Raw genomic sequence first — 21,430 nt, forward strand, 5'->3', positions numbered from 1 at the left:
GTTATCCGGCGCCGCGGTACCGCCCTGCGGGCACGTCCGTACGCCTCAGTCGCCGCGCGGCACCCACCGGTGCGTGAACCGGGCGCCCAGCCACCCGCCCAGTACGGTCGCCGCCCCGCACACCACCACCGCCAGCGCCAGCCCGCCGCCCAGCAGCCCGAGCGGTGAACTCCCCGACGGGGAGAGGAAACCGAGGTTCACCGCCGCCAGGACCCCCGCCAACAGCGCGGCCAGGCCCAGCGCGCACGCCATCGGAACGCCCATGCCCCACCAGGCGACCCGCAGATGGAACCGCGCGCCCGAGGTGTACCCGGCCAGCGCCCGCAGCTCGTCGGCCCGGTCCAGGAAGGCGTGCAGCAGCCCGGCGGCCCCCGTGAACGCGAGCAGCAGGAACCCGACGGCCGCCACCAGCACCACCCAGTCGGCCTGCCGCGCCCGGGCCTGGGCACCGATGACACTGGTGTCCCCGGGAACACCGACGTGCGGCAGCGGCAGCGTCGCACGGGCGGCCCGTTCCGCCCGCTCCCGCCCCTCCGGCCCGCTCGTCAGGACGACGAAGGGCCCCTGCTCCTTCAGCAACCGCTCCCGGGAGGCGGCCGCCTGGACGTGCACGAGTCCGAAGCTCATCCAGCGCAGTGCCTCCGTTCGGGGCGTGCGTTCGCGGTAGACCTCCTGCACCGGCACGGGCCGGTCCCGGGGGCAGGACCGCATGGCCCCCAGCGCCGCGAGGTCACGGCAGTCCCCGCGCAGCACGGGCGGTCCGGAGCCGGACGGGCCGCCGCCCGGCACCACCCGCAGCACCCGGTCCTCCGGGGCCAGCGCGGCGGTGAACCGCGCGTTGGCCGCCTCGCCCGTGGGCGCGCTGTAGACCTCCAGGAGCCGGTCGTCCAAACGCTCACCGAGCACCGTGGCGTTGCGGGCCTCGCTCGTCAGGTCGGTCACCATCACCACGGCCTGCGCGACCAGGCCCAGCATGACGACGAGGGCCGCGCCCGCCCGGGCGATCACCGCGGGGTGGGCGGCCGCCCAGCGCCCGCCGACCAGCCGCGCCGCGTTGCCCGTGCCGCGCCCGGTCAGCCTGACGGACACCCGGGCCGCCGCCCGCCCCAGCAGCGGGGGCAGCCCGATGAGCGTCAGGGTCGTACCCAGCACGAAGAGCCGGATGCCCATCGCCCCGCCCGCCGCCGCCCCGGACACCACCGCCAGGCCACCGATGCCGCTCAGCACGCCGGGCCAGGCCGACGGCAGGGGCCGCGCGGGCCGGGGCCGCCCCGGCCCGGCGGGCCGCACCCGCAGGTGCAGCGCGGCGAACAGCAGGCACAGGGCCACCCAGCCGGCCGCCAGCGCGATCGGGAACTGCCACCGCAGCGGCGCCAGATCGGCCGCCGCCACCTCGTAACCGGTCAGCGGCAGCCGTACGCCGGTGAGCGTGACGACCAGCAGCGGCAGGCCCGCGAGGAGCGTCCCGGCCGCCAGTGGACGCAGGCACTCCCCGGCCGCGATCCTCGCGCGTACGGAACGCCCGCCGCCGATCGCGTACAGCACCGCGAGCCGCCGGTCCCGCTGCCGGGCCCCGAGCCGGGAGGCGACGACGAGGAGCACGGCGACGGGCAGCCCGAGCTGGGGGACCAGCAGCCAGTACAGGTCGCTCTCCGGCCGGTCGAACGACTGGCTGACGAAGTACGGCGGGCCGGCCGGCCGCTCGGCGCCGAAGCCGGTGATCCCCAGCGTCGTCTCGTACCCCCGGATGGTCACGCCGGCCGACGGGCGGGCGTACACGAAGAGCTCTCCGGCGTCGGCCAGCCCCTCCTCCGCGACCGTGCCCGCGAGCCGGCCGAACCGGGTGCTGGCCGCCGGCATGGCGTCGAGCAGGGCCGGTGACACGAACGCCTCCCCCGGCTCCGGCCAGCGGGGCAGGCCGGGCGGCAGGGGAGCGGAGGGGGCGGCGGGCTCCAGGTACACCACCGAGAAGGTCCACTCCCGGAAGCTGTCGTCGCTCTGCGTCCACCACGCGGCCGGCTCCGTACCGGGCTGCGCGGCGGGCACGGGCAGCCGGGCCGAGACGCGCGAGTCCCGCCCCTCGTACACGGCGTGCACCGCCTGCGCGGACCACACCAGCAGCGCCGCCGCCATCGCGGCGAGCACCAGGGCCAGGGCCTGGACGGTCAGCCGGGGATCGCGCCGGCCGGCCGCCCCGCCCGCCCCGGCCGAGGCGCGGCGGCCCACGGCGAGCAGGTGTGCGGTCGCGCCACGGCGCCGGGCCCCGCTCACGCGCCCGCCGCGGTGGTGTCGGTGGTGTCCGTGGCCTCGTGCAACGCGCCGTCCCGGAGGGTCAGTTGGCGGTCGGCGTAGAAGGCGACCACGGGATTGTGCGTGACCACGACCAGCGTGCAGCCGTACTGGACGGGCAGCCCGAACAGCAGCGCGCACACATCGTCCGTGGCCCGCTCGTCGAGCGCCCCGGTCGGCTCGTCGGCGAGCACCACCGGCGGCCGGGTCGACAGCGCGCGGGCCACCGCGACCCGCTGGCGCTCCCCGCCGGACAGGACGCCCGCGGGCGAGTCGGCCACCTTGCCCACGCCCAGCTCGCGCAGCAGCCGCCCGGCCGTCCCGTACGCCTCCCGGCGGCCCTTCCCGGCGATCAGCAGCGGCAGGGCGGCGTTCTCGACCGCGCTCAGCTCGGGCAGCAGCTCGCCGAACTGGTAGACGAAGCCGAGGGTGTTCAGCCGCCACGCCGCGGCCTTGGCGGGCCGCAGCGCGGCGGTGTCGGTGCCGCACACCCGGATGGTCCCGGCACGGGGGCGGTGCAGCCCGGCGAGGCAGGAGAGCAGGGTGGACTTGCCGCTGCCGCTGGGCCCGGTGACGGCGACGGACTCGCCGGGGCGGGCGGTCATCCCGGCGTCCCGCAGCAGGGTGCGGCCGCCGAGCTCGCAGGTCAGCCCGGAGACCATGACGGTGGGTGCGGTCATGACGGTCAGGGGTGCCTCTTCCAGGCGGAGCACGCGTCCGACACCAGCGGACGGTTCTCGCACGTCTGCATGGTGTAGATCGAGTACGTACCGGTCGAGGAGGTCTTGCAGTAGCCGTTCGTCTCCTCCATGCGCACGACGGTGTCCGGCGTCGTCCGCTTGAAGTTGACGTAGACGTTGAAGCCGTCGTACTCGCGGTCGCATACCCCGGCGTACTTGTGGTCCCGGCCGATGTAGCCGAAGTCCTCGCCCTCGTAGACGTAGAAGGTGTCACCGAAGGCGGTACCGGCACCGAGCAGCGCCGTCACCGTCGCGATCGCCACGGCACCCAGCCGTGTGGTCCTCCGTCGCACGTCGCACCTCCACAAGACGAGGGGCACCCGCCGACTGCGGATGCCCGTTCGATGTGTTGCGGCTGTGAACTTAGGGGGTCGTGGGTGCCCATGGGGACGGGGTGCGGCGGAGTTGGCCGGAACCTTTTCTGTCACTTACCCGTCACCGAGTGTGAACCGCCTCAGTCCGGGGTGTTCACCATCGACGCGGCGGCGTACGTCAGGTAGTTCCACAGCGTCCGCTCGTGCTCCTCCGAGAGGCCGAGCTCGTCGACCGCCGCACGCATGTGCTTCAGCCAGGCGTCATGGGCCGCCCGGTCCACGGTGAAGGGGGCGTGCCGCATCCGGAGCCGGGGGTGGCCGCGGTTGTCGCTGTAGGTGCGGGGGCCGCCCCAGTACTGCATGAGGAACAGCACCAGCCGCTCCTCGGCCGGCCCCAGGTCCTCCTCCGGGTACATCGGCCGCAGCAGGGGGTCCTGGGCGACGCCCTGGTAGAAGCGGTGGACGAGGCGCCGGAAGGTGGGCTCGCCGCCGACCTGCTCGTAGAAGGTCTGCTCCTGAAGCGTGCCGCGCGGGATCTCATTCACGAGTCCATCGTCTCAGACGCCCCGGCCGAGGACCCGGGCCCTAGGACCTCGCGGGCTACTCGCCTGCGCCGCGCGCGCAGCATGGTGGAGATATGCGCACACACCGAGAGGATCCGTTCGCCGAAGCCGCCGCCGAGGCGCGGCGCGAGCTGGTGCGGGAGATCGCCGCCGGCGGGGACCTCCAGGACCCGGCCTGGCGGGCGGCGTTCGAACAGGTGCCCCGACACCTGTTCGTGCCGTACTTCTACGTGGGCGTCATGGGGGGTTACGAGCGGCTGTGGTGCGAGGACTCCGACCCGGACCGGCGGAGGCGCTGGCTGGAGGGCGCCTACCTGGACCGGCCGCTCGCCACCCGGGTACGGGACGGGGAACTGGTCTCGTCCGCCAGCCAGCCGTCCCTGATGGCCGGAATGCTGCACGCGCTGGAGGTACGGGACGGGGACGCCGTCCTGGAGATCGGCGCCGGGACCGGGTACAACGCGGCGCTCCTGGCGCACCGGCTGGGCGACGAGCGGGTGACCACCATCGACCTGGACGAGGACATCACGGAGGCGGCCCGCGCCCACCTGGCGGCGGCCGGCTACCACCCGGTCGTGGTCACCGGCGACGGGGCGCGCGGCTGCCCGCAGCGGGCCCCGTTCGACGCGGTCATCGCGACCTGCGCGGTGTCCTCCGTACCGACCGCGTGGCTCGCGCAGTGCCGCCCCGGCGCCCGCGTCCTGGCGCCGCTGTCCACCGGGCTCATCCGGCTGCGGGTGCGGGACGCCGAGCACGCCGAGGGGCGGTTCCTGCACACGTCCGCGTACTTCGTGCCGCTGCGCGGCGGGACCCCGCCCGCGCCGGTGCACACGGGCGGGCTGCCCCGGCACGCCACCGATAACGAGCTGTTCCGCTTCCTGCTGACGCTGACCGCGGGCAGCCTGGACCCGCACGAGGCGTACTCGCTGTGGCAGCGCGAGCGGCGCCCCGCGCGGGAACGATTCGGCGTGACGGTCAGCGGCGAGCACCAGTGGGCGTGGCTGGACGACCCCGAGGGGCCCTATAGCTGGCCCCTGGTGGCCAGGGCCTAGCCGCGCCGGATGGTGATCGTCGTCCAGGCGCCCACATGGACCCGGTCGCCGTCCTTGAGCGGGACGGGGACATAGGGCTGGATCGGGTCCTCGGCGCCGTTGAGCGTGGTGCCGTTGGTGGAGTTCTGGTCGACGACCGCCCACGAGCCGTCCGGCTGCCGCACCAGCACCGCGTGCTGGTGGGAGACGCCCGGGTCCTCCGGCGGCACGGACAGGTCGATGTCCGGTGACTCGCCCGTGGAGTGCCGTCGGCGGCCGATGCTGATCTGGTTGCCGGACAGCGGCAGCCGCTGCTCCGGGGAGTACGCGGGCAGGTTGAGACCCGCGGCCTCGGGGCCGCTGCGCCGCATCATCGCCATGAAGTACTCACGGTCGGGCGCGACGACCGCCGTCCAGCCCGCGGGCGCCTGCTGCTGCGGCTGCTGATGGGGCGGCTGCGGCTGCGGCTGGGGTGCCTGGGGCGGCTGCTGCTGCGGCTGCTGCTGTGCGGGCGGCGGCAGCATCCAGTCGTCCCCGCCACCACCGGTCGGCTGGGGCTGGGCCTGCGGCCGGGGCTGCGGCGGGGGCGGCGGGCCGGGCTGCTGGAAGGCCTGCGGAGGCGGCGGGCCGGGCTGCTGGAACCCCTGGGGAACAGGCGGCGGACCCGGCGGGGGGCCCTGCGGCGGGCGCTGGGGCGTGGAAGGCTCGGGCGGCAGCGGTTCGGCCGGGCGGTTCATCTGCGACGGGCGGGAGCCCTGGTACTCGTACGGGTCCGGCGGGCGCGGCGCCTGCGGCTGGGGCGGCGACGGCGGCTGGGACTGGAAGCCGGGCGGCAGGTTCAGCCCGGGCGGCGGACCGCCGGGGCCGCCGGGGCCGCCGGGGCGGCTCTGGGGCGGTGCCACGGGGGTGTACGAGGTCGCCGTGTTGGTGAGGAAGTTCCACCGGCACTCCTCGCAGAACGGCGCCATGGCCTCGCGCGGAGTACGGCACTGCGGGCACAGCTCCGCCTGGGCGGTGGCGTTCGGGTCACCGCCCGGGAAGCCGCCGGGCCCACCGGGGCCCCCGGGAGCGCCGGGGCCACCGGGTCCGGGCGGGCCGGGGTAGCCGTACGCGGGCGGCGGCGGGGGCGGAGGAGGCGGCGGCGGAACGGCACCCGCAGGCGCGCCCGCCCCGGTCATGCGGTGGCCGCAGACCTCGCACCAGTCGTCGGAACCCGACTGGTGTCCGTTCGGGCAGGTCGGCATGTCGGCGCTTCCCCCTCTCCTCAACCGGCCCGCGGGCCGTGCAGATCGTGACCTATTTCCGGATGTTCTTCACGCGAACCGTCTTGGTGGAGCGGGTTTCGAGTGTCATCTCGTCCGCTTCCGCGACCTTCGCCTTCAGTCGCACAGTACCTGTCGCCGCGTCGACCACGTCCACCACCTTCGAAAGGAGTTTCGCGGTGTCCGCGTTCCCGGAAGCGGCCGCCAACTGCACGGCGCGGCCGAGCTTCGCCGTCGCGCCGTCGAAATCGCCGGACTTGCGGGCATCCAGTCCCTGCTGGATGACTTGTGCCAGTTCGGCCTGTCCTGTGTAGTGCGCGACCTGGGGGTTGATGGAGGTGGAGGCCGCCATGTCGTCGGTCCACACGGCCCGTACCAGACCCTGCGACAGGGGCTGCGGCGCACCGCCCGCGGGATCGGGGAGGATCAGCGAGACACGGGCCGCGAGCATCTCCTGGCCGATCCCCGCCTCCGGCACCCGGACGCACACGTGGTAGTCGCGGGACTCGTCGCCCCACGAGCCGGTCGGGTAGTCACCGGCCCGGGGCCCCGCCTCCGTACGCCGGTCCGTCAGCTCCTCCACCGTCGGCGCCACCTGCTTGACGAAGACGATCTCGACCCCCACCGGGGTCCACAGGCGCAGGCTGACGTCGGCGACCTCCTTGCCCATCGCGTTCTCCATCATCCGCGTGAAGTCCGCGGCGAGGCCCGCCGGATCGGCGACGATGTCGGCCGTGCCGAGCAGCGCCGAGGCGATCCCGGTGACCTCCTTGACCTCCCAGTCCGTTCCCACACCCCGGGCGTCGCAGGTGAAGCGGCCCGCGCAGGCGTCGAGGGCCGCCCGCAGGTCCTCCGGCGTCTCGTGCTCGTTGCGGCCGTCGGTCAGCAGGACGCCGTGCCGGATCGGTGCGTCGGCGGACGCCAGCAGCCGGTCGGCGAGCGTCAGCCACGTGCCGATCGCGGTGCCGCCGCCCGCGCTCAGTTTGCGCAGCGCCTCCTTCGCCTCGGCGCGGGTACGCGCCCCGGCGGTGGCCAACCGCCCGCCGCCCGGGTAGACCTCGTTCGCGACATGGGTGCCGGCGACCACCGCGAAGGCGACCCCGTCGCGCAGGGTGTCGATCGCGGCGGCCGTGGCGTCCCGCGCGTTGCGCATCTTCGTCGGCGGGTAGTCCATGGAGCCGGAGCAGTCGACCATGATGACGACCGCCGCGGCCGGCGCCTGCCCCGGTATGTGGGAGGGCGAGACCGAGGTCCCCGCCAGCGGCACCCCTCCGCTGGTGCCGCCGCCCGTCGAGGTGACCGTGACGATCGCGTTGACCTCGCGCCCGCCCTCCGGCAGGTACTCGTTCTGGTACACGTCCACCGAGAACTGCGGCACGTTCGACTTGGAGAAGTTCGCCATCTGATCGGCTCCTGGAGACTCGGACTCCGCACACACAACAGACGTAAGGGGAAGGGCGGTTGGTCGTCGGACGAAACGGTCAGGCCGATCCTGCCCCTTGGGGCGCCACGGCGAACGGCAGGACGGCCACTGTTACGTTGTCGTGGCCGCCGCCGTCGAGCGCGTGTCCGACCAGGACCTGGGCGCTGTGCAGCGGGCGGGCGGCCGCGTCGGGCGGTACGACCCGCGCCATGTCCTCCGCCCCCTCCGCGTAGTTCCACAGCCCGTCGGTGCACACCACGACGACGCCGGGGCGGTCCGGTTTGAACGCGGCCGTGTGGGGCTCCAGTTCGTACGCGTCGGCCCCCAGCCAGCCCGTGATGGCGTGGGCGCGCTCGTCCGCGTACGCCTCGGCCTCGTTCATCAGGCCCGCCGCGACCATCTGCGCGGCCCACGAGTCGTCCTCGGTGAGCCGGGCCGGCGGGCCGCCCCGGTCGTCCGGCACCCAGTAGGCGCGGCTGTCGCCGACCCAGCCGACGACCAGCAGGCCACCGGCGACGACCGCGCCGACGAGCGTGCAGGCCGGGGCGTTCTGGTGGCGGTGCGGGTCGTGCTCCATCGCCCCCGCGTCCCGGCCGTCGCCGGCCGCCAGGGCGTTGACCGCCTCGGAGGCGGCGACGATCGCGTCGTGCATCGCCGCCTGCGGGTGCGTACCGCGTGGGAGGGAGGCCAGCAGCGACTCGTTGGCGGCGGCCGCGGCGGCCGCCGAGGCCTCGTCGGGGCGGGTCGCCGACGACACCCCGTCGCAGACGATCGCGACGACGGCCGGCGAGCCGTCCGGCAGGGCGGTCGACGACACGGCGAACGCGTCCTCGTTGCGGTGGTGGCGCAGACCCCGGTCGCTCACGGCGGCGACCGCGCCCAGCTCCTCCTCCATGTGGTCACGCTCTCGCGGCTGGGCGTGCCCGCAGTTCTCGCAGTACCCGTCCGCGTCCACCTGCCCCGCCCGGCAGGCCACGCACACCCTGGCCCCGGCGGCCGCCGGAGCCGTCGCGTGCCCGGCCGCCCGCGGATCGGGCACGCCCGCGCCGCCCGGCGCGCCGGTGCCGTCCGGCGCGCCGGTGCCGTCCGGCGCGCCCGTGGCGTGCGGTTCGCCCGTGGCGTGCGGCGAGGCCGGCTCGGCGGGCGCCCACGCTCCGGGGCCGGGCTGGGGGGCGCCCTCCGGGACGGGCGCGTGCGCCGCTTCCCAGGGGGCGGCCGCACTTCCGGGCGCGGCCCCCGGGGCGGGCGCCGAACCGGCGGCGGGCGCCGAACCGGCGGCGGGCGCCGAACCGGTGGTGGGCGCCGGGAGTTCGAAGTCGCCGTCGTCCGTGGTGCGGGCGTCGAACCGTACCGCCGAGGGATCCGGGGCCGGCCGGCCGTCCGGCTGGTCTCCCGGCAGGCCGCCGGACGGCGGCGCCGCCGGGGCCGTGGGCCATGCCGCGCCGCCCACCGGGGAGCCCGGAGAGGCAGTGGAGCCGGCCGAGCCGGGGGAGCCCATGACCATCGTCGGACGGTCCTGCGGCGGCGGAGGTACGGCCGACAGGTCGTACCCGCACGCACCGCAGAACAGGTCGCCCGACTCCAGCGGCTCCTGGCAGCCGGGACAGGCGGAGAGCTGGTGCCTCTGCGACATCAATCACACCCATGTCCGGGGGCGGAAGCGGTTGGCCCGCTCCACCATGTCGATCCTCTCCTCGCCCCGCTGAGCGAGCCGGGCGAGCACCCGGTAGGAGCGTTCCAGTCCGAGGCGCAGGCCGCGCTCGTCCAGTTCGCTGCCCAGCAGCGGGGTCCGTACGTTCCCCGCTCCGGGACTACCGGAGAGTACCCAGTCCAGGGCCTTGCCCAGCACCTCTGTGGACAACTGTTCGTGACGCACCGCGTCCAGCCCGAACTGCCGCAGCACGGACACCTGGTCGGCCGCCGCCGTCAGGTCGCCGATCAGCGGCTCGGCGGCGGAACGGCGCCGCAGCCGGGCCCGTACGGCCGCCACGCGCGCGGCCGTGTAGTGGATCGACGCCTCCGGCACCGACTCCAGCACCTGGACGGCTCCGCCGCGGTCGCCCGCGGCCAGCCGCACCCGCGCCAGACCGAACGCGGCGCTCACGTGGCTCGGGTCCGTCGTCCACACCAGCCGGTAGTACTCGGCCGCGTTGTCCAACTGGCCCAGCACCTCGGCGCACACGCCGAGCGCCAGCTTGGGCGCCGGCTCGCCCGGGAAGGCGTCGTAGACCGCGTCGAACGACAGGGCGGCGTTCTCGTTGTCGCCGGTCGCCAGGGCCACCACGCCCCGGTACCAGACGACCCGCCAGTCGTCGGGGTGCTGGGCCTCCAGGGTCGTCAGCAGCCGGACCGCCGAGCCGGGTTCGCCCATTTCGAGGCGGGCGCGCAGCTCGCGCAGCCGCAGTTCGAGGGAGGCCGCCGGGGCGGTGTGCAGGGCGGCGATCAGCTCGGCCGGCGCGGACGCCATGAGCCCGGCCAGGAACCCCGCGTTCGGGTCGCCGGGGTCGACGTGCGGCACGGGCAGCGCCAGCGCGGTGGCGCGGGCGTCGAGCGGGGCGAGCAGCGGCGTGAGGGCCACGGCGGCCGGTTCCGTACGCGGCGCGGGGACGGCGCCCCCGACGGGCGCCGGTACGGGCGTCGCCGGTGCGGACGTCGTCGGCACGGGCCCGCGTCCGAACAGGCCCAGTCCCTTCGGCACCTCCCGGGCGCCCAGGGCCGACACCTCGCCGTCCGGCTCGGCGAACAACCGGGTGTCCGTCACGCGCGTTTCCGGGCCGAACAGCGTCGACAGGGCCGGGCGGGGGCGGCCCGTCTGGAGGGCCACCACCTCCCGCAGCACGCCCGTCAACTGCTCGGCCATCTCCTGCGCCGAGGCGAACCGGCGCGCCGGGTCGGGGTCGGTGGCCCTTACCAGCAGCCGGTAGAACGACTCGTACGTCCGGAACACCTCGATGTTGTCCGGGTCCGGCAGCGAATCCACGAACACGTTGGTGTAGCCCTGGAAGTCGAACGTCAGCACCGCCAGCGTCCGCGCCACCGTGTACAGGTCGGACGCCACCGACGGGCCGACCTCCGCCACCTCCGGCGCCTGGTAGCCGACCGTGCCGTAGATGGCCGACTCGTCGTCGTCCATCCTCCGCACCGCGCCCATGTCGATCAGCTTGAGCTGGTCCTCGGTCTGGATCGCGTTGTCGACCTTGAAGTCGCAGTACAGCAGGTTGCGGCTGTGCAGGTGGCCCAGCGCCTCCAGCGCCTCGATGCCGTACGCGCACGCCTGCTCCACCGGCAGCGGGTCGCGCCGCCCGTCCGGCCCGCGCCGCCCGTTGGCGATGTCCTTCAGGGACTTGCCGCCGACGTACTCCATGACGATGTAGCCGTCGAGGGAGCCCGTCCGCTGGTCCAGGTGCTCCACGAAGTTGTAGATGCGGACGATGTTGGAGTGCTCGATCTCGGCGAGGAAGCGCCGTTCCGAGATCGCCGCGGCCATCGCGTCCTGGTCCCCGGTGTCCAGCAGGCCCTTGAGGACCACCCACCGGTCGGAGACCGCCCGGTCCACGGCGAGGTAGATCCAGCCCAGCCCGCCGTGCGCCAGGCACCCGGCCACCTCGTACTGGCCGTGCACGACGTCCCCGGCGCGCAGCTTCGGCACGAACGAGTACGGGTGGCCGCACTTGGTGCAGAAGCCCTCCGTACGCCCCGGCCGGTCACCGCGCGCCCGCCCCACCGGCGCCCCGCAGTCCGAACGGGAGCAGAATCGCTTCCGCTCCGGGACCTCCGGGTTCGCCATCACCACCGAGCGCGGATCGGGGCGCGGCACGGCCGGGATCGACACGAGCCCCGCGCCCAGCCTGCCCCGCCCCGACTGGCCGGTGGACGAACCCGAACTGCGCACCGACACCGACCGCGAGGACCCCGTCCCGCCCGACAGTGACCGCGACAGCCGCCCCGACACCGAGCGCCGCGAGGTCGACGACCGGGACGACCGGGACGACGGCGAGGACGATCCGGACGACGACCGGGCGCTGCCCGCCGACCCCTTGCCGCCGCCGGCGATCCCCGTCGGCGGCGACGCCACCATCCCCGTCGCCGACACGACCGGGGCCAGGCCGCAGGTGTCGCAGTACAGCTCACCGCCGCCCATGTCCTCGTACGAGCCCCCGCAACCGGGCCGCTGACACGTGCCGTTCATCACATCCCCCTCCGGTCGGCCGGCCCGGACCCGGACAGCGCCTCGGCGGCCGCCTGCTGGTAGCGCAGCACCGCCTGCTCGGCGACCCGCAGGTCGCACGGGGCGCTCCACAGCATGCGGCGCGCCGCGTCGTACCGCTCGATCAGCAGCGGGTCCTCCGCCAGGCCGTGCCGGGCGACCTTCGCCTTGTACGCGTCGAGCCGGCCGCGCAGCTCCGCCCGGACCGCGAGCGGCGCGGTGACCGCCGTCAACTGCTCCCGGGCCCGCAGCAGTTCGTCCTCCGCCTCCCGCTCCAACGCCTCCAGCAGCGGGGACAGCCGGTGCCACTGGGCGTGCCGCCGGTACTCGGCGGCCGTCGCGAGCCGCTCCTGGAGGGCGGTCGGCGGACCGCTGACCGCCGGCACCTCCGATGCGGCGATCTTGGCGAGCACCTCGCCCCGGGCCGCCCGCGCCTCGGCGAGCGTCCGGTCGGCGCGCGAGAGGACGTCCCGCAGCCGCAGCAGCCGTGTCTCGGAGTCCTGCCGGACCTGGAGCACCGCCTCGATCTCGCGGCGCACGTCCTCCAGCGCGCGTGCCGCCCGGTCGTACCGGTCGGTGTCCGGCCGCCCGCCGCCGGGCGCCGAACTGCCCGCCGCCGGGCGCCAGAACGCCAGCGGGTCGGTCACCACCTGCGCCCGCAGTGTCGCCAGCTCGTGCGTGATGGACTCCAGCTCGTCCCCCGCCGGGTGCTCACCGGGCCGTACCCCCACCGAGTGCGCCAGCGAGCGGGTGCGGTGCAGCTCGGCCGCCAGGAGGTCTATCCGGGCGGGCAGCGCGGACCACACCGCGTCCGCCGTCACCACCATGTCGAGGGAGCTCGCGTACAGCTCGTTCATCCGGTCCACCAGCCGCTCCAGCGTGAACCGCTCGGCCAGTTTGGCCGACGTACCCGATACGGTCACGCTCTCGCCGCGCAGCCGCTCCGTCAGCTCGGCCAGCTCCTCGCGGCCGGGCCACCGGCGCCGGGCGCGCACCTCGCGCGCCTCGTTCAACGCCGCCGTGTACGCGTCGAAGTACGTCCACAGCAGGGTGATCGTCTGCTCGGTGGTGGCCCAGCGGTCCTTGGTCGTGCCGGTCAGCTCGGCGCCTTCGAGGAGTCTGCGGCCCGCGTGGTCCTGGAGGGCGAGCAGCGAGTCCTCGACCGCCTTGTGCTCCGCCCCGAGCCGCGCCAGCGCACGGTCCACCTCGTCCCGGTCCATCACCGGCCCAGGGGGTCCCGTGACGCCCATCGATCACCTCTCCACTCGTGCCCGCAGGGTCTCAAGAAGGTCAGCCGGTCCGGTACTTCGGCGCCGGCGGCCCGGCTATGCCGGGCAGGACGGGGCGCAGCCAGGTGTCGTACGCCTTCCCCCACGCCCCCTTGCGATAGTCGACGAGCACCTGGTTGACGCGCCGCACCAGGTCGTCGTTGCCGAGTTTCGCGGCGACGCCGTAGTACTCCGTCGTGAACGGCTTGCCCTTCAGCTCGACGGCCGGGTCCTGGGCCGCCTGGCCGGCGGCCAGCGCGTTGTCGGTCACGACCGCGTCGACCTCGCCCATCTGGAGCCGCACCAGGCAGTCGAGCTGGTTGGGCACGGTGAGGATGTCCTCGTCCTCGGGCCGGCCGTCGTGCTCGTCCTTGAAGACGGCGCCGAACGAGTTCTTCTCCAGCGCCTCGTACGCCGTCGAACCCTCCGCCGAGCAGACCCGCTTGCCCTTGAGCGAGGAGTCGTACCCCTTGACGTCGGACAGCTCGGGCGCGAGGACCTGCTGCCCGGCCTGGAAGTAGGCGGTGGAGAAGGCGACCTGCTTGATGCGGCTGCAATTGATCGTCATCGTGCGCACCACCAGGTCGACCGTCCCGTTCTCCAGGGCGGCGATGCGCTGGTTGGTGGGGATGGCGCGGAAGATGACGGCCTCCCGGCTGCCGAGGATGTCCTCGGCGATGGCCCGGGCGAGGTCGATGTCGAACCCTTCCAGCTCGCCGCTGGCCGGATCGCGGTACCCCCACCGGTAGCTGTTCTGGTCCACGCCCACGACGAGCCTGCCGCGCGCCTTGATGGCGTCGATGGCCGGACCGTCGGCGGCGGACGGCGTCAGGGAGGCCTCCGGGTCCTCGCAGGCGTCGGCCTTGCCGGTCAGGACGCGGCCCACGCCGGACACCTCGGAGGCGCCCAGGTCGCTCCGCGACAGCGGCACCAGGGTCAGCGCGGCGGTCAGCCCGCACGCCACGGCCATCGCCCCGACCCCGCCCCACCCGCGCAGCCGCCCGGCCACCCGGGCCCGCCCGCCCCTGGCCGCCCGCCCGGTGGCGGCCGAGCCGCCCACGCCGGGCCCGCGCCCGCCGGCGGCGTCCACGTCCGCGCCGGGGCCGGCACCCGTGCCGGTGCCGACGGAGCCGGCCGCTTCGCGTCGGGCCGCCTCGGGGCCCGCACCGGCGGCCGGCGGCCCGGGGTGAGCGGCGGCCGTGCCGGAGGCGCCGGCGGCACCGCCGTCAGCCGTGGACGCGCCGCCGTCCGGGCACGTCACGCCCTCCGGGTGCGGCGCGCCCGCGTCGTCGTCGCCCTTCATCGTGCCTCCCCTCGCCCTCACCGGTACTCCGACAGCCTGCGGTTGACCCCCATGATGGCCCCGGCCGCGCCCAGCACCGCCAGTGCGGCGGCGCCGGCCGGCAGGCCGGTCAGCGCTCCGCGCCCGTCGTCGGCGGCGCGGGTGAACTCGCCCTGCTCGTGGTCCAGGGCCTTCTCCAGCGCCGCGTCCACGTCGTCGAAGGACTCCCCGGTGGAGCCCTTGGCGCCGATCACCTTGGCCAGCGCGCCGTCGTAGTCGCCTCCGTCGTCCGTGTCCCGGGCGTCCTTGTGGCGCTTCTGCCACTCGGCCACCCGCCGCGCGGCGTCGGCGACCGGCTCCTTGCCCGGGTTGTCGTCGGCCAGCCGGCCCGCCTCGCCGAGCGCGGCGGTCAACTTGCGCATGCCCGTGCCGTAGTCGGTCTCGTACTTGTCGCTCTTGCCGTCGGCGGTCAGCACCGCGCCACGGGCGACCAGAGTCAGGTTCTCGTTCGCGCGGGCCTTGAGGGAGTTGATCCGCGCCTCGTTCAGCACCTTGAGCGAATCCTGGCCGTGCACCTTGGCCTCGTTCAGTTCCGCCCGCGCCACCGTGTGCCCGGCCGCCAGCCACAGCAGCACCACCGTGGACGCGGCGGTGGCGGCCAGCAGGCCCTGGTTGAACACCCGGTTGGTGCGCAGGTAGGTGCGGCGCTGCGCCCACAGCAGGGCGGCCAGGACCACGACCCCGGCGCCCAGCGACAGGAACGGCCACGCGCGGGCGTCCCGGTCGTCCTGGGCGAGCCGCGCGGTCTCCGCCTCGTACAGCCGCTCGGCGGCGGGCAGCAGTTGGGTGCTCATCTGCTGGTTGGCGTACCGCAGATACGCGCCGCCCAGCGGCAGGCCCTGCCGGTTGGCCGCGCGGGCGCGCTCCATGAGCCCCGTGTAGCGCGGCAGGTACTCGTTGAGGGTGGCGATGTCACGGGCGGACGGCGATGAACCGTCCGTGTTCGCCGCGGCCTTGACGAGCAGCCGGGACGCGGTGGTGATGTCCTTCTCGTACCGCTCGCGCACCTCGGTGGGCTCCTGCGCCCCGGCGAGGAAGCCCCCGGCGGCCGCGGTGTCGGCGTCCGCGAGCGAGCGGTAGATGTCCGCCGCGTCCGCGCTCAGCGGCTGACTGCGGTTCACCACGTCGTCGGCGGCCGTCGCGCGGTCGGCGACCTCGAACGCGGTGACCGCCCCGAACGCCACGACCAGCACGGCCAGGACGGCACCCATGATCCGCAGCCGCCCAGGCTCGGTCGTCGCGGCGGCACGCAGCCGCGCCACGCCCTCGGCCCACGCCCCGCGCCCGGCGGGCGGCGTCACGGACGGCGGTGGCGGTGGCGGCGGTGGCGGCGCGGCGGGCGTCGCCGGCGCACGTGGCGTGCTCGGCGCGGCCGGCGCATCCGGTGCGTATGTCACGTGACCTCCCCCTCGGTCGCTCACCGCAGTATGGCCAAAGGGGCCGGTCTTCACACCAGGCTTGACTCGATCTTGTTCTTATCGTGCCCGCCGTGGTGCCCCCGCCCCGTTCGCACCACCATTCGATCTCCCCACTCCGTACACGTCGCCCGGTCCCGGTCGGTTCCCCGCCCCGGCTATCGCGGCCCCTGCCCGTAGTGCGCCCGCACCCGTGCCAGGGCCCCGGCGGGCGCCCCCACGTGGTCCAGGCCCAGCAGCGCGGCGCCCAGCACCGGGGGCTCGGTCACCACGCGGACGGCGGCCTTCGGCGCCTTGACGGCCAGCAGTTCGGCGATCCGGCCGGTCAGCTCCGGGTGCCGGGCCGCCAGTACGCTGCCGCCCAGCAGCACCGGCACCTCCTCGTCCAGCAGCCCGAGCCGGTCCAGGGCGACCGCCGCCAGGGCGACGACCTCCTCCGCCTGCCGCTCCACCACGGCACGCGCGACCGGGTCGCCCGCCGCGCTCGTGGCGAACAGCACCGGCGTCAGCTCGTGCCGCCGCCCGGCCGGGACGCTCCCCAGGTGCAGCGCCTCGATCAGCGCGTACACCGAGTCCAGACCGAAGTGGGCGGGCAGGGTACGCGCCAGCTCCGTCGGCTCACCGCGCCCGTCCTCCGCCCGGGCAGCCCACCACATCGCCTCGTCCGCGAGGAACGAACCCCCGCCCCAGTCACCGGAGATGCGGCCCACCGAGGGGAAGCGGGCGGTGCGCCCGTCCGGCAGCATGCCCACGCAGTTGATGCCCGCGCCGCACACCACCGCCACGCCCCGCGGCTCGTCGACGCCCGCCCGCAGGATCGCGAACGTGTCGTTGAGCACCGTGGCCGAGCGCCCCCACGCGCGCGCGTGCACGGCGGCCGCCAACTCCGCCTCCTCCGAGGGGAAGTCGGCGTTGGCCAGGCAGGCCGACACGTGCCGTACGCCGTCGACATCCGTCCGCGCGGAGGCGAGCGCCTCGCCGACCGTGGCCGCCAGCACGTCGAGCGCCGCCCCGACGCCCACCCTCGGCGGCTGGAAGCCGGGCCCGCGCGCCGAGGCCAGGACCGTGCCGTCCTCGCCGACGAACGCCACGTCCGACTTGCTGTTGCCCGCGTCGATCGCGAGGACGGCGGCCGTCACGCCCACGCCAGGTGCTCCCGGTTGTGCGCGATCAGCCGGTCGGTGAGCCCCTCGGCCGCCTCGTACCGGCCGATCAGCGGGTGCGCCAGTAGCGCCTTGAACACCCGGTCGCGCCCGCCGCGCAGCGCGGCCTCCAGCGCCAGGTCCTCGTACGCCGACACATGGGCGACGAGCCCCGCGTACAGCGGGTCCAGCTCCGGCACGGCCAGGGGCGTGGCGCCGGAGCGGTCCACGGCGGCCTGGACCTCGATCACGGCGTCGTCCGGCAGGAACGGCAGCGTGCCCCGGTTGTACGTGTTGACCACCTGGGTACCGGGGCCGGCACCGCCCAGCAGCGCCGCCGCCAGGTCCACCGCCGCCTCCGAGTAGAAGGCCCCGCCCCGCTTGGCGAGCAGCTCCGGCTTCTCGTCCAGCGCGGGGTCGCCGTACATCCGCAGCAGCTCCCGCTCCATCGCCGCTACCTCCGCCGCGCGCGACGGCTTGGTGCGCATCTCCCGTACGACCTCGTCGTGCGCGTAGAAGTACCGCAGGTAGTAGGAGGGGACCACGCCCAGCCGGTCCAGGACCTGGCGAGGCAGCCGCAGGTCGTCGGCGATGGCGTCCCCGTGCTCGGCGAGCAGTTCGGGCAGCACGTCCTCGCCCTCCGGCCCGCCGAGCCGCACCCCGCGCTCCCACGTCAGGTGGTTGAGCCCCACGTGGTCCAGGTGGACCGCGCCCGGCGGGACGTCCAGCAGCCGGGCGAACTTCCGCTGGAAGCCGATGGCGACGTTGCACAGCCCGACGGCCCGGTGCCCGGCCTGGAGCAGCGCCCTGGTCACGATGCCGACCGGGTTGGTGAAGTCGATGATCCAGGCGCGCGGGTTGGACCGCCGTACCCGCTCGGCGATGTCCAGCACGACCGGCACCGTGCGCAGCGCCTTGGCGAGCCCGCCGGCCCCGGTGGTCTCCTGCCCGACGCAGCCGCACTCCAGCGGCCACGTCTCGTCCTGCTGCCGGGCCGCCTGTCCGCCGACGCGCAGTTGCAGCAGGACGGCGTCGGCGCCGGCCACGCCGGCGTCCAGGTCGGAGGTGGTGGTCACCAGCCCGGGGTGGCCCTGCTTGGCGAAGATCCGCCGGGCGAGCCCGCCGACCAGCTCAAGGCGGTCGGCGGCCGGGTCGACGAGGACCAGCTCACCGATGGGGAGGGTGTCGCGCAGCCGCGCGAACCCGTCGACCAGCTCGGGGGTGTACGTGGAACCGCCCCCCACAACAGCCAGCTTCATACCTTCTAGCCCTTCACTCCGGTCAGCGTGACGCCCTCGACGAACGCCTTCTGGGCGAAGAAGAAGACGAGGATCACGGGGGCCATGACCAGGACGGTCGCGGCCATGGTCAGATTCCAGTCGGTGTGGTGCGCGCCCTTGAAGGACTCCAGGCCGTAACTCAGCGTCCAGGCGGCCGGGTTCTCCGACGCGTAGATCTGCGGCCCGAAGTAGTCGTTCCAGGCGTAGAAGAACTGGAACAGCGCGACAGCCGCGATGCCCGGCTTCGCCATCGGCAAAACCACCCGCAGGAGTGTCCTCAGCTCGCCGCAGCCGTCCACCCTGGCCGCGTCCAGGTACTCGTCCGGGATGGTGAGGAGGAACTGCCGCAGCAGGAAGATGGAGAACGCGTCACCGAACGCCATCGGGATGATCAGCGGCCACAGGGAGCCGGACAGGTCCATCTGCCGGGCCCAGAACAGGTACATCGGGATGATGATCACCTGAGGCGGCAGCATCATCATCGAGATCACCAGCATGAGCGCCGGCCGCCGTCCCCGGAAGCGGAACTTGGCGAGCGCGTACGCCACGGGGATCGACGACAGCACGGTGAGTAGCGTTCCCAGCCCCGCGTAGAGCAGGGTGTTCCGCCACCAGGTCAGGAAGCCGGGGGTGTCCCACACCCGGACGTAGTTGCCCCACTCCCAGGTGTCGGGGGTGAGATCGCGGGTGAGCGCCTGCTGGTCGCTCATCAGCGAGGTGAGGAAGAGGAAGACGAACGGCAGCACGAAGAACAGCGCGGCCGCCACGCCCAGCGCGTGCACGGCGATCCAGTGCAGCACCGCCTTGCGGCGGGCCGTGCGCGCGGCCGGCGTGACCTTCAGCGGCGTGTCCAGCACATGGGTCATGGCGGTCAGTCACCCACCTGTACGAGACCGCCACGGCGCCGCATCAGCAGCGCCGTGCAGGCCATGGCGAGAGCGAACAGCACCAGGGCGACGACACAGGCGGAGCCGTAGTCGAAGCGCTGGAAGCCGAGGTTGTACACGAGCTGCGGAAGGGTCAGCGTCGACTGCTCCGGGTAGCCCGGCTCGAACTGCTGCCCGCTGTTGCCGATGATCCCGGAGGCGACCTTCCCGGCAACGAGGGGCTGCGTGTAGTACTGCATGGTCTGGATGACCCCGGTGACCACGGCGAACATCACGATCGGCGAGATGTTGGGAAGCGTGACGTACCGGAAGCGCTGCCACGCCGACGCCCCGTCCAGCTCGGCCGCCTCGTACTGCTCCTTCGGCACGTCGAGGAGGGCGGCCATGAAGATCACCATCAGGTCGCCGACGCCCCACACCGCGAGCATCGTCAGCGCGGGCTTGGACCAGGCGGGGTCGTTGAACCAGCCCGGGGCGGGCAGGCCCAGGTCGGCGAGGATCGCGTTGACCGGGCCCGTACCGGGGTTGAGCAGGAAGACGAACCCCAGCGTCGCGGCGACCGGCGGGGCCAGGTAGGGCAGGTGGAACAAGGTGCGGAAGACGCCCGCGCCCGTCCTGATCCTGGTGATCAGCAGCCCGACGCCCAGCCCGAAGACGACCCGGCAGGTGACCATGACGACCACCAGCCACAGGGTGTTCCCCATCGACGGCCAGAAGGCCGGGTAGTCGGCGAAGACGTAACGCCAGTTCTCCAGGCCGTTGAAGACGGGCGCCCCGAACCCGTCGTAGTCCATGAACGAGAAGTACACGGTCGACACGAGCGGGTAGGCGAAGAAGACGCCGAAGCCGACCAGCCAGGGGGAGAGGAAGGCGACGGTGCGGAGCGTGCCACGGGTGCGCTTCGCGCGCAGCGTGCGTACCGTCACTTCGCCTTCTCGATGTCCGTGTCGATCTGCGCGGCGGTCCGCTCCAGGCCGGCCTTCAGGTCGGCCACCTTGCCGGCCTCGTACCGGTAGCCGAACTCCTGGAGGGTCACCTGGTAGGCGCCCCCGTTGACGGACGCGGGGGTGGTGTTGGACTTCGGGTGCCGGGCGATGTCCAGGAACGTCTTGAAGCGCGGGTCGAGCTTCAGCTTCGGCGAGGCGAGCGCGGCGTGCGTGGAGGGGACGTTGCGCAGCTCGTTGGCGAAGTTCACCACCGCGTCCGTGTCGGTGGTCAGGTACTTCACCAGCTCCCAGGCGGCGTTCTGCTTCCGGCTGGTGGAGGCGATGCCCACGATCGTCCCGGACAGGTAGCCCTTGCCGTAGTCGGCGGCCTGGCCGTCGGGGACCGGCAGCGGCGCGACGCCCACCTCGAAGGGCACCTTGGCGTCGGCGGTCATGCCCAGGCGCCACTCGCCGTCGAGCTGCATGGCGACCTGGCCGGTGTGGAAGGGGTGCTTGGCGCCCCACTCGTCACCGAAGGTGTTGCGGTACCTCTCCAGCTTCTCGAAGCCGCCCAGCTTGCGGACGAGGTTCTTCTGCCAGGTGAACATGGCGGCGAAGGCGGGGTCCTTGGCGATGGCGGACTTGCCGTTCTCGTCGAAGTACGTCGGGCTCCACTGGGCGACCAGGTGGCCGGGCGTGGACTCGTACCCGTGGAAGGTGGGCATGAAGCCGAGCCGCTCGTAGGAGTCGCCCTTCGGCTTCGTCAGTTGCTCGGCGGCCTTGTCGAACTCGCTCCACGTCTTCGGTGGCGCCGTGATCCCCGCCTCCTTGAAGGCGTCCTTGTTGTAGTACAGCCCATAGGCGTCGCCCAGCAGCGGCAGTGCGCAGCGCTTGCCCTCGAACCGGGTGTAGTCCAGGCGGGGCTTGGCGAACGTCTTCTCCAGGTCGATCTTCGCCTTCTCGATGAACGGCTTCAGGTCGGCGAAGGCGCCGGACGAGCAGAACTTGCCCACGTTGTCGGTGGTGAAGGACGACACCACGTCCGGGGCGTTCGAGCCGCCCGCGCGCAGCGCCTGCTGGATCTTGTCGTCGGTGATGTTGGGGACGGCGTTCACCGTGATGTTGGGGTGCGCGGCCTCGAACCGGTCGATGGCGGCGTCCACCGCCTTCACCTCGTTCGGCGCCGACCAGCCGTGCCAGAACGTCAGCCTGACCTTGGCGTTCGGGTCATCGCTCGCGCCGGACGCGGCCGACCCCGTACAGGCGGACGTGAGCAGGGCTACGGCGGCGGCCGAGGCGAGCGCTGCGGCGGCGGTTCTGCGCTTCATGCGGTGTCTCCCA

17 protein-coding genes are annotated in these 21,430 nt (G+C 74.0%); 1 reads left to right on the forward strand and 16 read right to left on the reverse strand.

Annotation, left to right across the window (positions count from 1 at the left end):
• Positions 1-45 precede the first annotated feature (45 nt).
• The 4 genes from ACZ46W_RS28345 to ACZ46W_RS28360 form a co-directional block, all read right to left on the reverse strand.
• Positions 46-2,271 (reverse strand): hypothetical protein, encoded by a 2,226-nt coding sequence (locus tag ACZ46W_RS28345; protein ID WP_468343220.1) that lies wholly within the window; start codon positions 2,269-2,271, stop codon positions 46-48.
• Positions 2,268-2,969: an ABC transporter ATP-binding protein gene (locus ACZ46W_RS28350; RefSeq protein ID WP_468343223.1), complete on the reverse strand. Its 702-nt coding sequence runs from the start codon at positions 2,967-2,969 to the stop codon at positions 2,268-2,270. The genes ACZ46W_RS28345 and ACZ46W_RS28350 overlap by 4 nt, the downstream gene beginning before the upstream one ends.
• 5 nt (positions 2,970-2,974) lie before the next feature.
• The gene (locus ACZ46W_RS28355; RefSeq protein WP_468343226.1) at positions 2,975-3,322 is read right to left on the reverse strand and encodes a hypothetical protein; all 348 of its coding nucleotides are present in this window, start codon (positions 3,320-3,322) and stop codon (positions 2,975-2,977) included.
• A gap of 161 nt (positions 3,323-3,483) precedes the next feature.
• The gene (locus tag ACZ46W_RS28360; RefSeq protein WP_366131341.1) at positions 3,484-3,888 is read right to left on the reverse strand and encodes a globin; all 405 of its coding nucleotides are present in this window, start codon (positions 3,886-3,888) and stop codon (positions 3,484-3,486) included.
• Between the two features lie 92 nt (positions 3,889-3,980).
• On the opposite strand from ACZ46W_RS28360, the gene ACZ46W_RS28365 reads away from it, so the two are divergent.
• Complete coding sequence (locus tag ACZ46W_RS28365; RefSeq protein ID WP_468343229.1) at positions 3,981-4,958, forward strand: methyltransferase domain-containing protein; 978 nt, start codon at positions 3,981-3,983, stop codon at positions 4,956-4,958.
• Here the strand turns inward: ACZ46W_RS28365 and ACZ46W_RS28370 are convergent.
• From ACZ46W_RS28370 to ACZ46W_RS28425, 12 genes are all read right to left on the reverse strand, one after another.
• Positions 4,955-6,181: an FHA domain-containing protein gene (locus ACZ46W_RS28370; protein WP_468343232.1), complete on the reverse strand. Its 1,227-nt coding sequence runs from the start codon at positions 6,179-6,181 to the stop codon at positions 4,955-4,957. The two genes, ACZ46W_RS28365 and ACZ46W_RS28370, sit on opposite strands and share 4 nt — an antisense overlap.
• 52 nt (positions 6,182-6,233) lie before the next feature.
• The gene (locus ACZ46W_RS28375; RefSeq protein ID WP_468343235.1) at positions 6,234-7,601 is read right to left on the reverse strand and encodes a vWA domain-containing protein; all 1,368 of its coding nucleotides are present in this window, start codon (positions 7,599-7,601) and stop codon (positions 6,234-6,236) included.
• Between the two features lie 79 nt (positions 7,602-7,680).
• Positions 7,681-9,255, reverse strand: coding sequence for a PP2C family protein-serine/threonine phosphatase (locus ACZ46W_RS28380; protein ID WP_468343239.1), 1,575 nt, complete (start codon positions 9,253-9,255; stop codon positions 7,681-7,683).
• A 3-nt stretch (positions 9,256-9,258) separates the two neighbouring features.
• Positions 9,259-11,811 (reverse strand): serine/threonine-protein kinase, encoded by a 2,553-nt coding sequence (locus ACZ46W_RS28385; RefSeq protein WP_468343242.1) that lies wholly within the window; start codon positions 11,809-11,811, stop codon positions 9,259-9,261.
• Positions 11,811-13,079 (reverse strand): hypothetical protein, encoded by a 1,269-nt coding sequence (locus tag ACZ46W_RS28390; RefSeq protein WP_468343245.1) that lies wholly within the window; start codon positions 13,077-13,079, stop codon positions 11,811-11,813. Before ACZ46W_RS28390 ends, ACZ46W_RS28385 begins: the two co-directional genes overlap by 1 nt.
• Before the next feature lie 40 nt (positions 13,080-13,119).
• Complete coding sequence (locus tag ACZ46W_RS28395; RefSeq protein WP_468343436.1) at positions 13,120-14,067, reverse strand: glutamate ABC transporter substrate-binding protein; 948 nt, start codon at positions 14,065-14,067, stop codon at positions 13,120-13,122.
• 350 nt (positions 14,068-14,417) lie between these two features.
• Positions 14,418-15,836, reverse strand: coding sequence for a hypothetical protein (locus ACZ46W_RS28400; RefSeq protein WP_468343248.1), 1,419 nt, complete (start codon positions 15,834-15,836; stop codon positions 14,418-14,420).
• 176 nt (positions 15,837-16,012) lie between these two features.
• Complete coding sequence (locus ACZ46W_RS28405; RefSeq protein WP_468343251.1) at positions 16,013-16,999, reverse strand: N-acetylglucosamine kinase; 987 nt, start codon at positions 16,997-16,999, stop codon at positions 16,013-16,015.
• Positions 16,990-18,255, reverse strand: coding sequence for a 6-phospho-beta-glucosidase (locus ACZ46W_RS28410; protein ID WP_468343254.1), 1,266 nt, complete (start codon positions 18,253-18,255; stop codon positions 16,990-16,992). Before ACZ46W_RS28410 ends, ACZ46W_RS28405 begins: the two co-directional genes overlap by 10 nt.
• Positions 18,256-18,260: 5 nt before the next feature.
• Entirely contained in the window at positions 18,261-19,142 is an 882-nt protein-coding gene (locus ACZ46W_RS28415) for a carbohydrate ABC transporter permease (RefSeq protein ID WP_468343257.1), read from the reverse strand.
• 5 nt (positions 19,143-19,147) lie between these two features.
• A complete protein-coding gene (locus ACZ46W_RS28420; RefSeq protein ID WP_468343260.1) occupies positions 19,148-20,089 on the reverse strand; it encodes a carbohydrate ABC transporter permease in 942 nt (313 codons plus the stop codon).
• Complete coding sequence (locus tag ACZ46W_RS28425; RefSeq protein ID WP_468343263.1) at positions 20,086-21,417, reverse strand: ABC transporter substrate-binding protein; 1,332 nt, start codon at positions 21,415-21,417, stop codon at positions 20,086-20,088. Before ACZ46W_RS28425 ends, ACZ46W_RS28420 begins: the two co-directional genes overlap by 4 nt.
• Positions 21,418-21,430 lie beyond the last annotated feature (13 nt).

The sequence above is a fragment of the Streptomyces sp. NPDC031064 genome, from assembly GCF_055570965.1.

Bases quoted from the DNA above. Each gene is read 5' to 3' on its own strand.
- ACZ46W_RS28410 (WP_468343254.1), bottom strand. From the start codon at position 18,255: ATGAAGCTGGCTGTTGTGGGGGGCGGTTCCACGTACACCCCCGAGCTG.
- ACZ46W_RS28395 (WP_468343436.1), bottom strand. From the start codon at position 14,067: ATGGCCGTGGCGTGCGGGCTGACCGCCGCGCTGACCCTGGTGCCGCTG.
- ACZ46W_RS28390 (WP_468343245.1), bottom strand. From the start codon at position 13,079: ATGGGCGTCACGGGACCCCCTGGGCCGGTGATGGACCGGGACGAGGTG.
- ACZ46W_RS28380 (WP_468343239.1), bottom strand. From the start codon at position 9,255: ATGTCGCAGAGGCACCAGCTCTCCGCCTGTCCCGGCTGCCAGGAGCCG.
- ACZ46W_RS28350 (WP_468343223.1), bottom strand. From the start codon at position 2,969: ATGACCGCACCCACCGTCATGGTCTCCGGGCTGACCTGCGAGCTCGGC.
- ACZ46W_RS28370 (WP_468343232.1), bottom strand. From the start codon at position 6,181: ATGCCGACCTGCCCGAACGGACACCAGTCGGGTTCCGACGACTGGTGC.
- ACZ46W_RS28375 (WP_468343235.1), bottom strand. From the start codon at position 7,601: ATGGCGAACTTCTCCAAGTCGAACGTGCCGCAGTTCTCGGTGGACGTG.
- ACZ46W_RS28415 (WP_468343257.1), bottom strand. From the start codon at position 19,142: ATGACCCATGTGCTGGACACGCCGCTGAAGGTCACGCCGGCCGCGCGC.
- ACZ46W_RS28425 (WP_468343263.1), bottom strand. From the start codon at position 21,417: ATGAAGCGCAGAACCGCCGCCGCAGCGCTCGCCTCGGCCGCCGCCGTA.
- ACZ46W_RS28365 (WP_468343229.1), top strand. From the start codon at position 3,981: ATGCGCACACACCGAGAGGATCCGTTCGCCGAAGCCGCCGCCGAGGCG.
- ACZ46W_RS28385 (WP_468343242.1), bottom strand. From the start codon at position 11,811: ATGAACGGCACGTGTCAGCGGCCCGGTTGCGGGGGCTCGTACGAGGAC.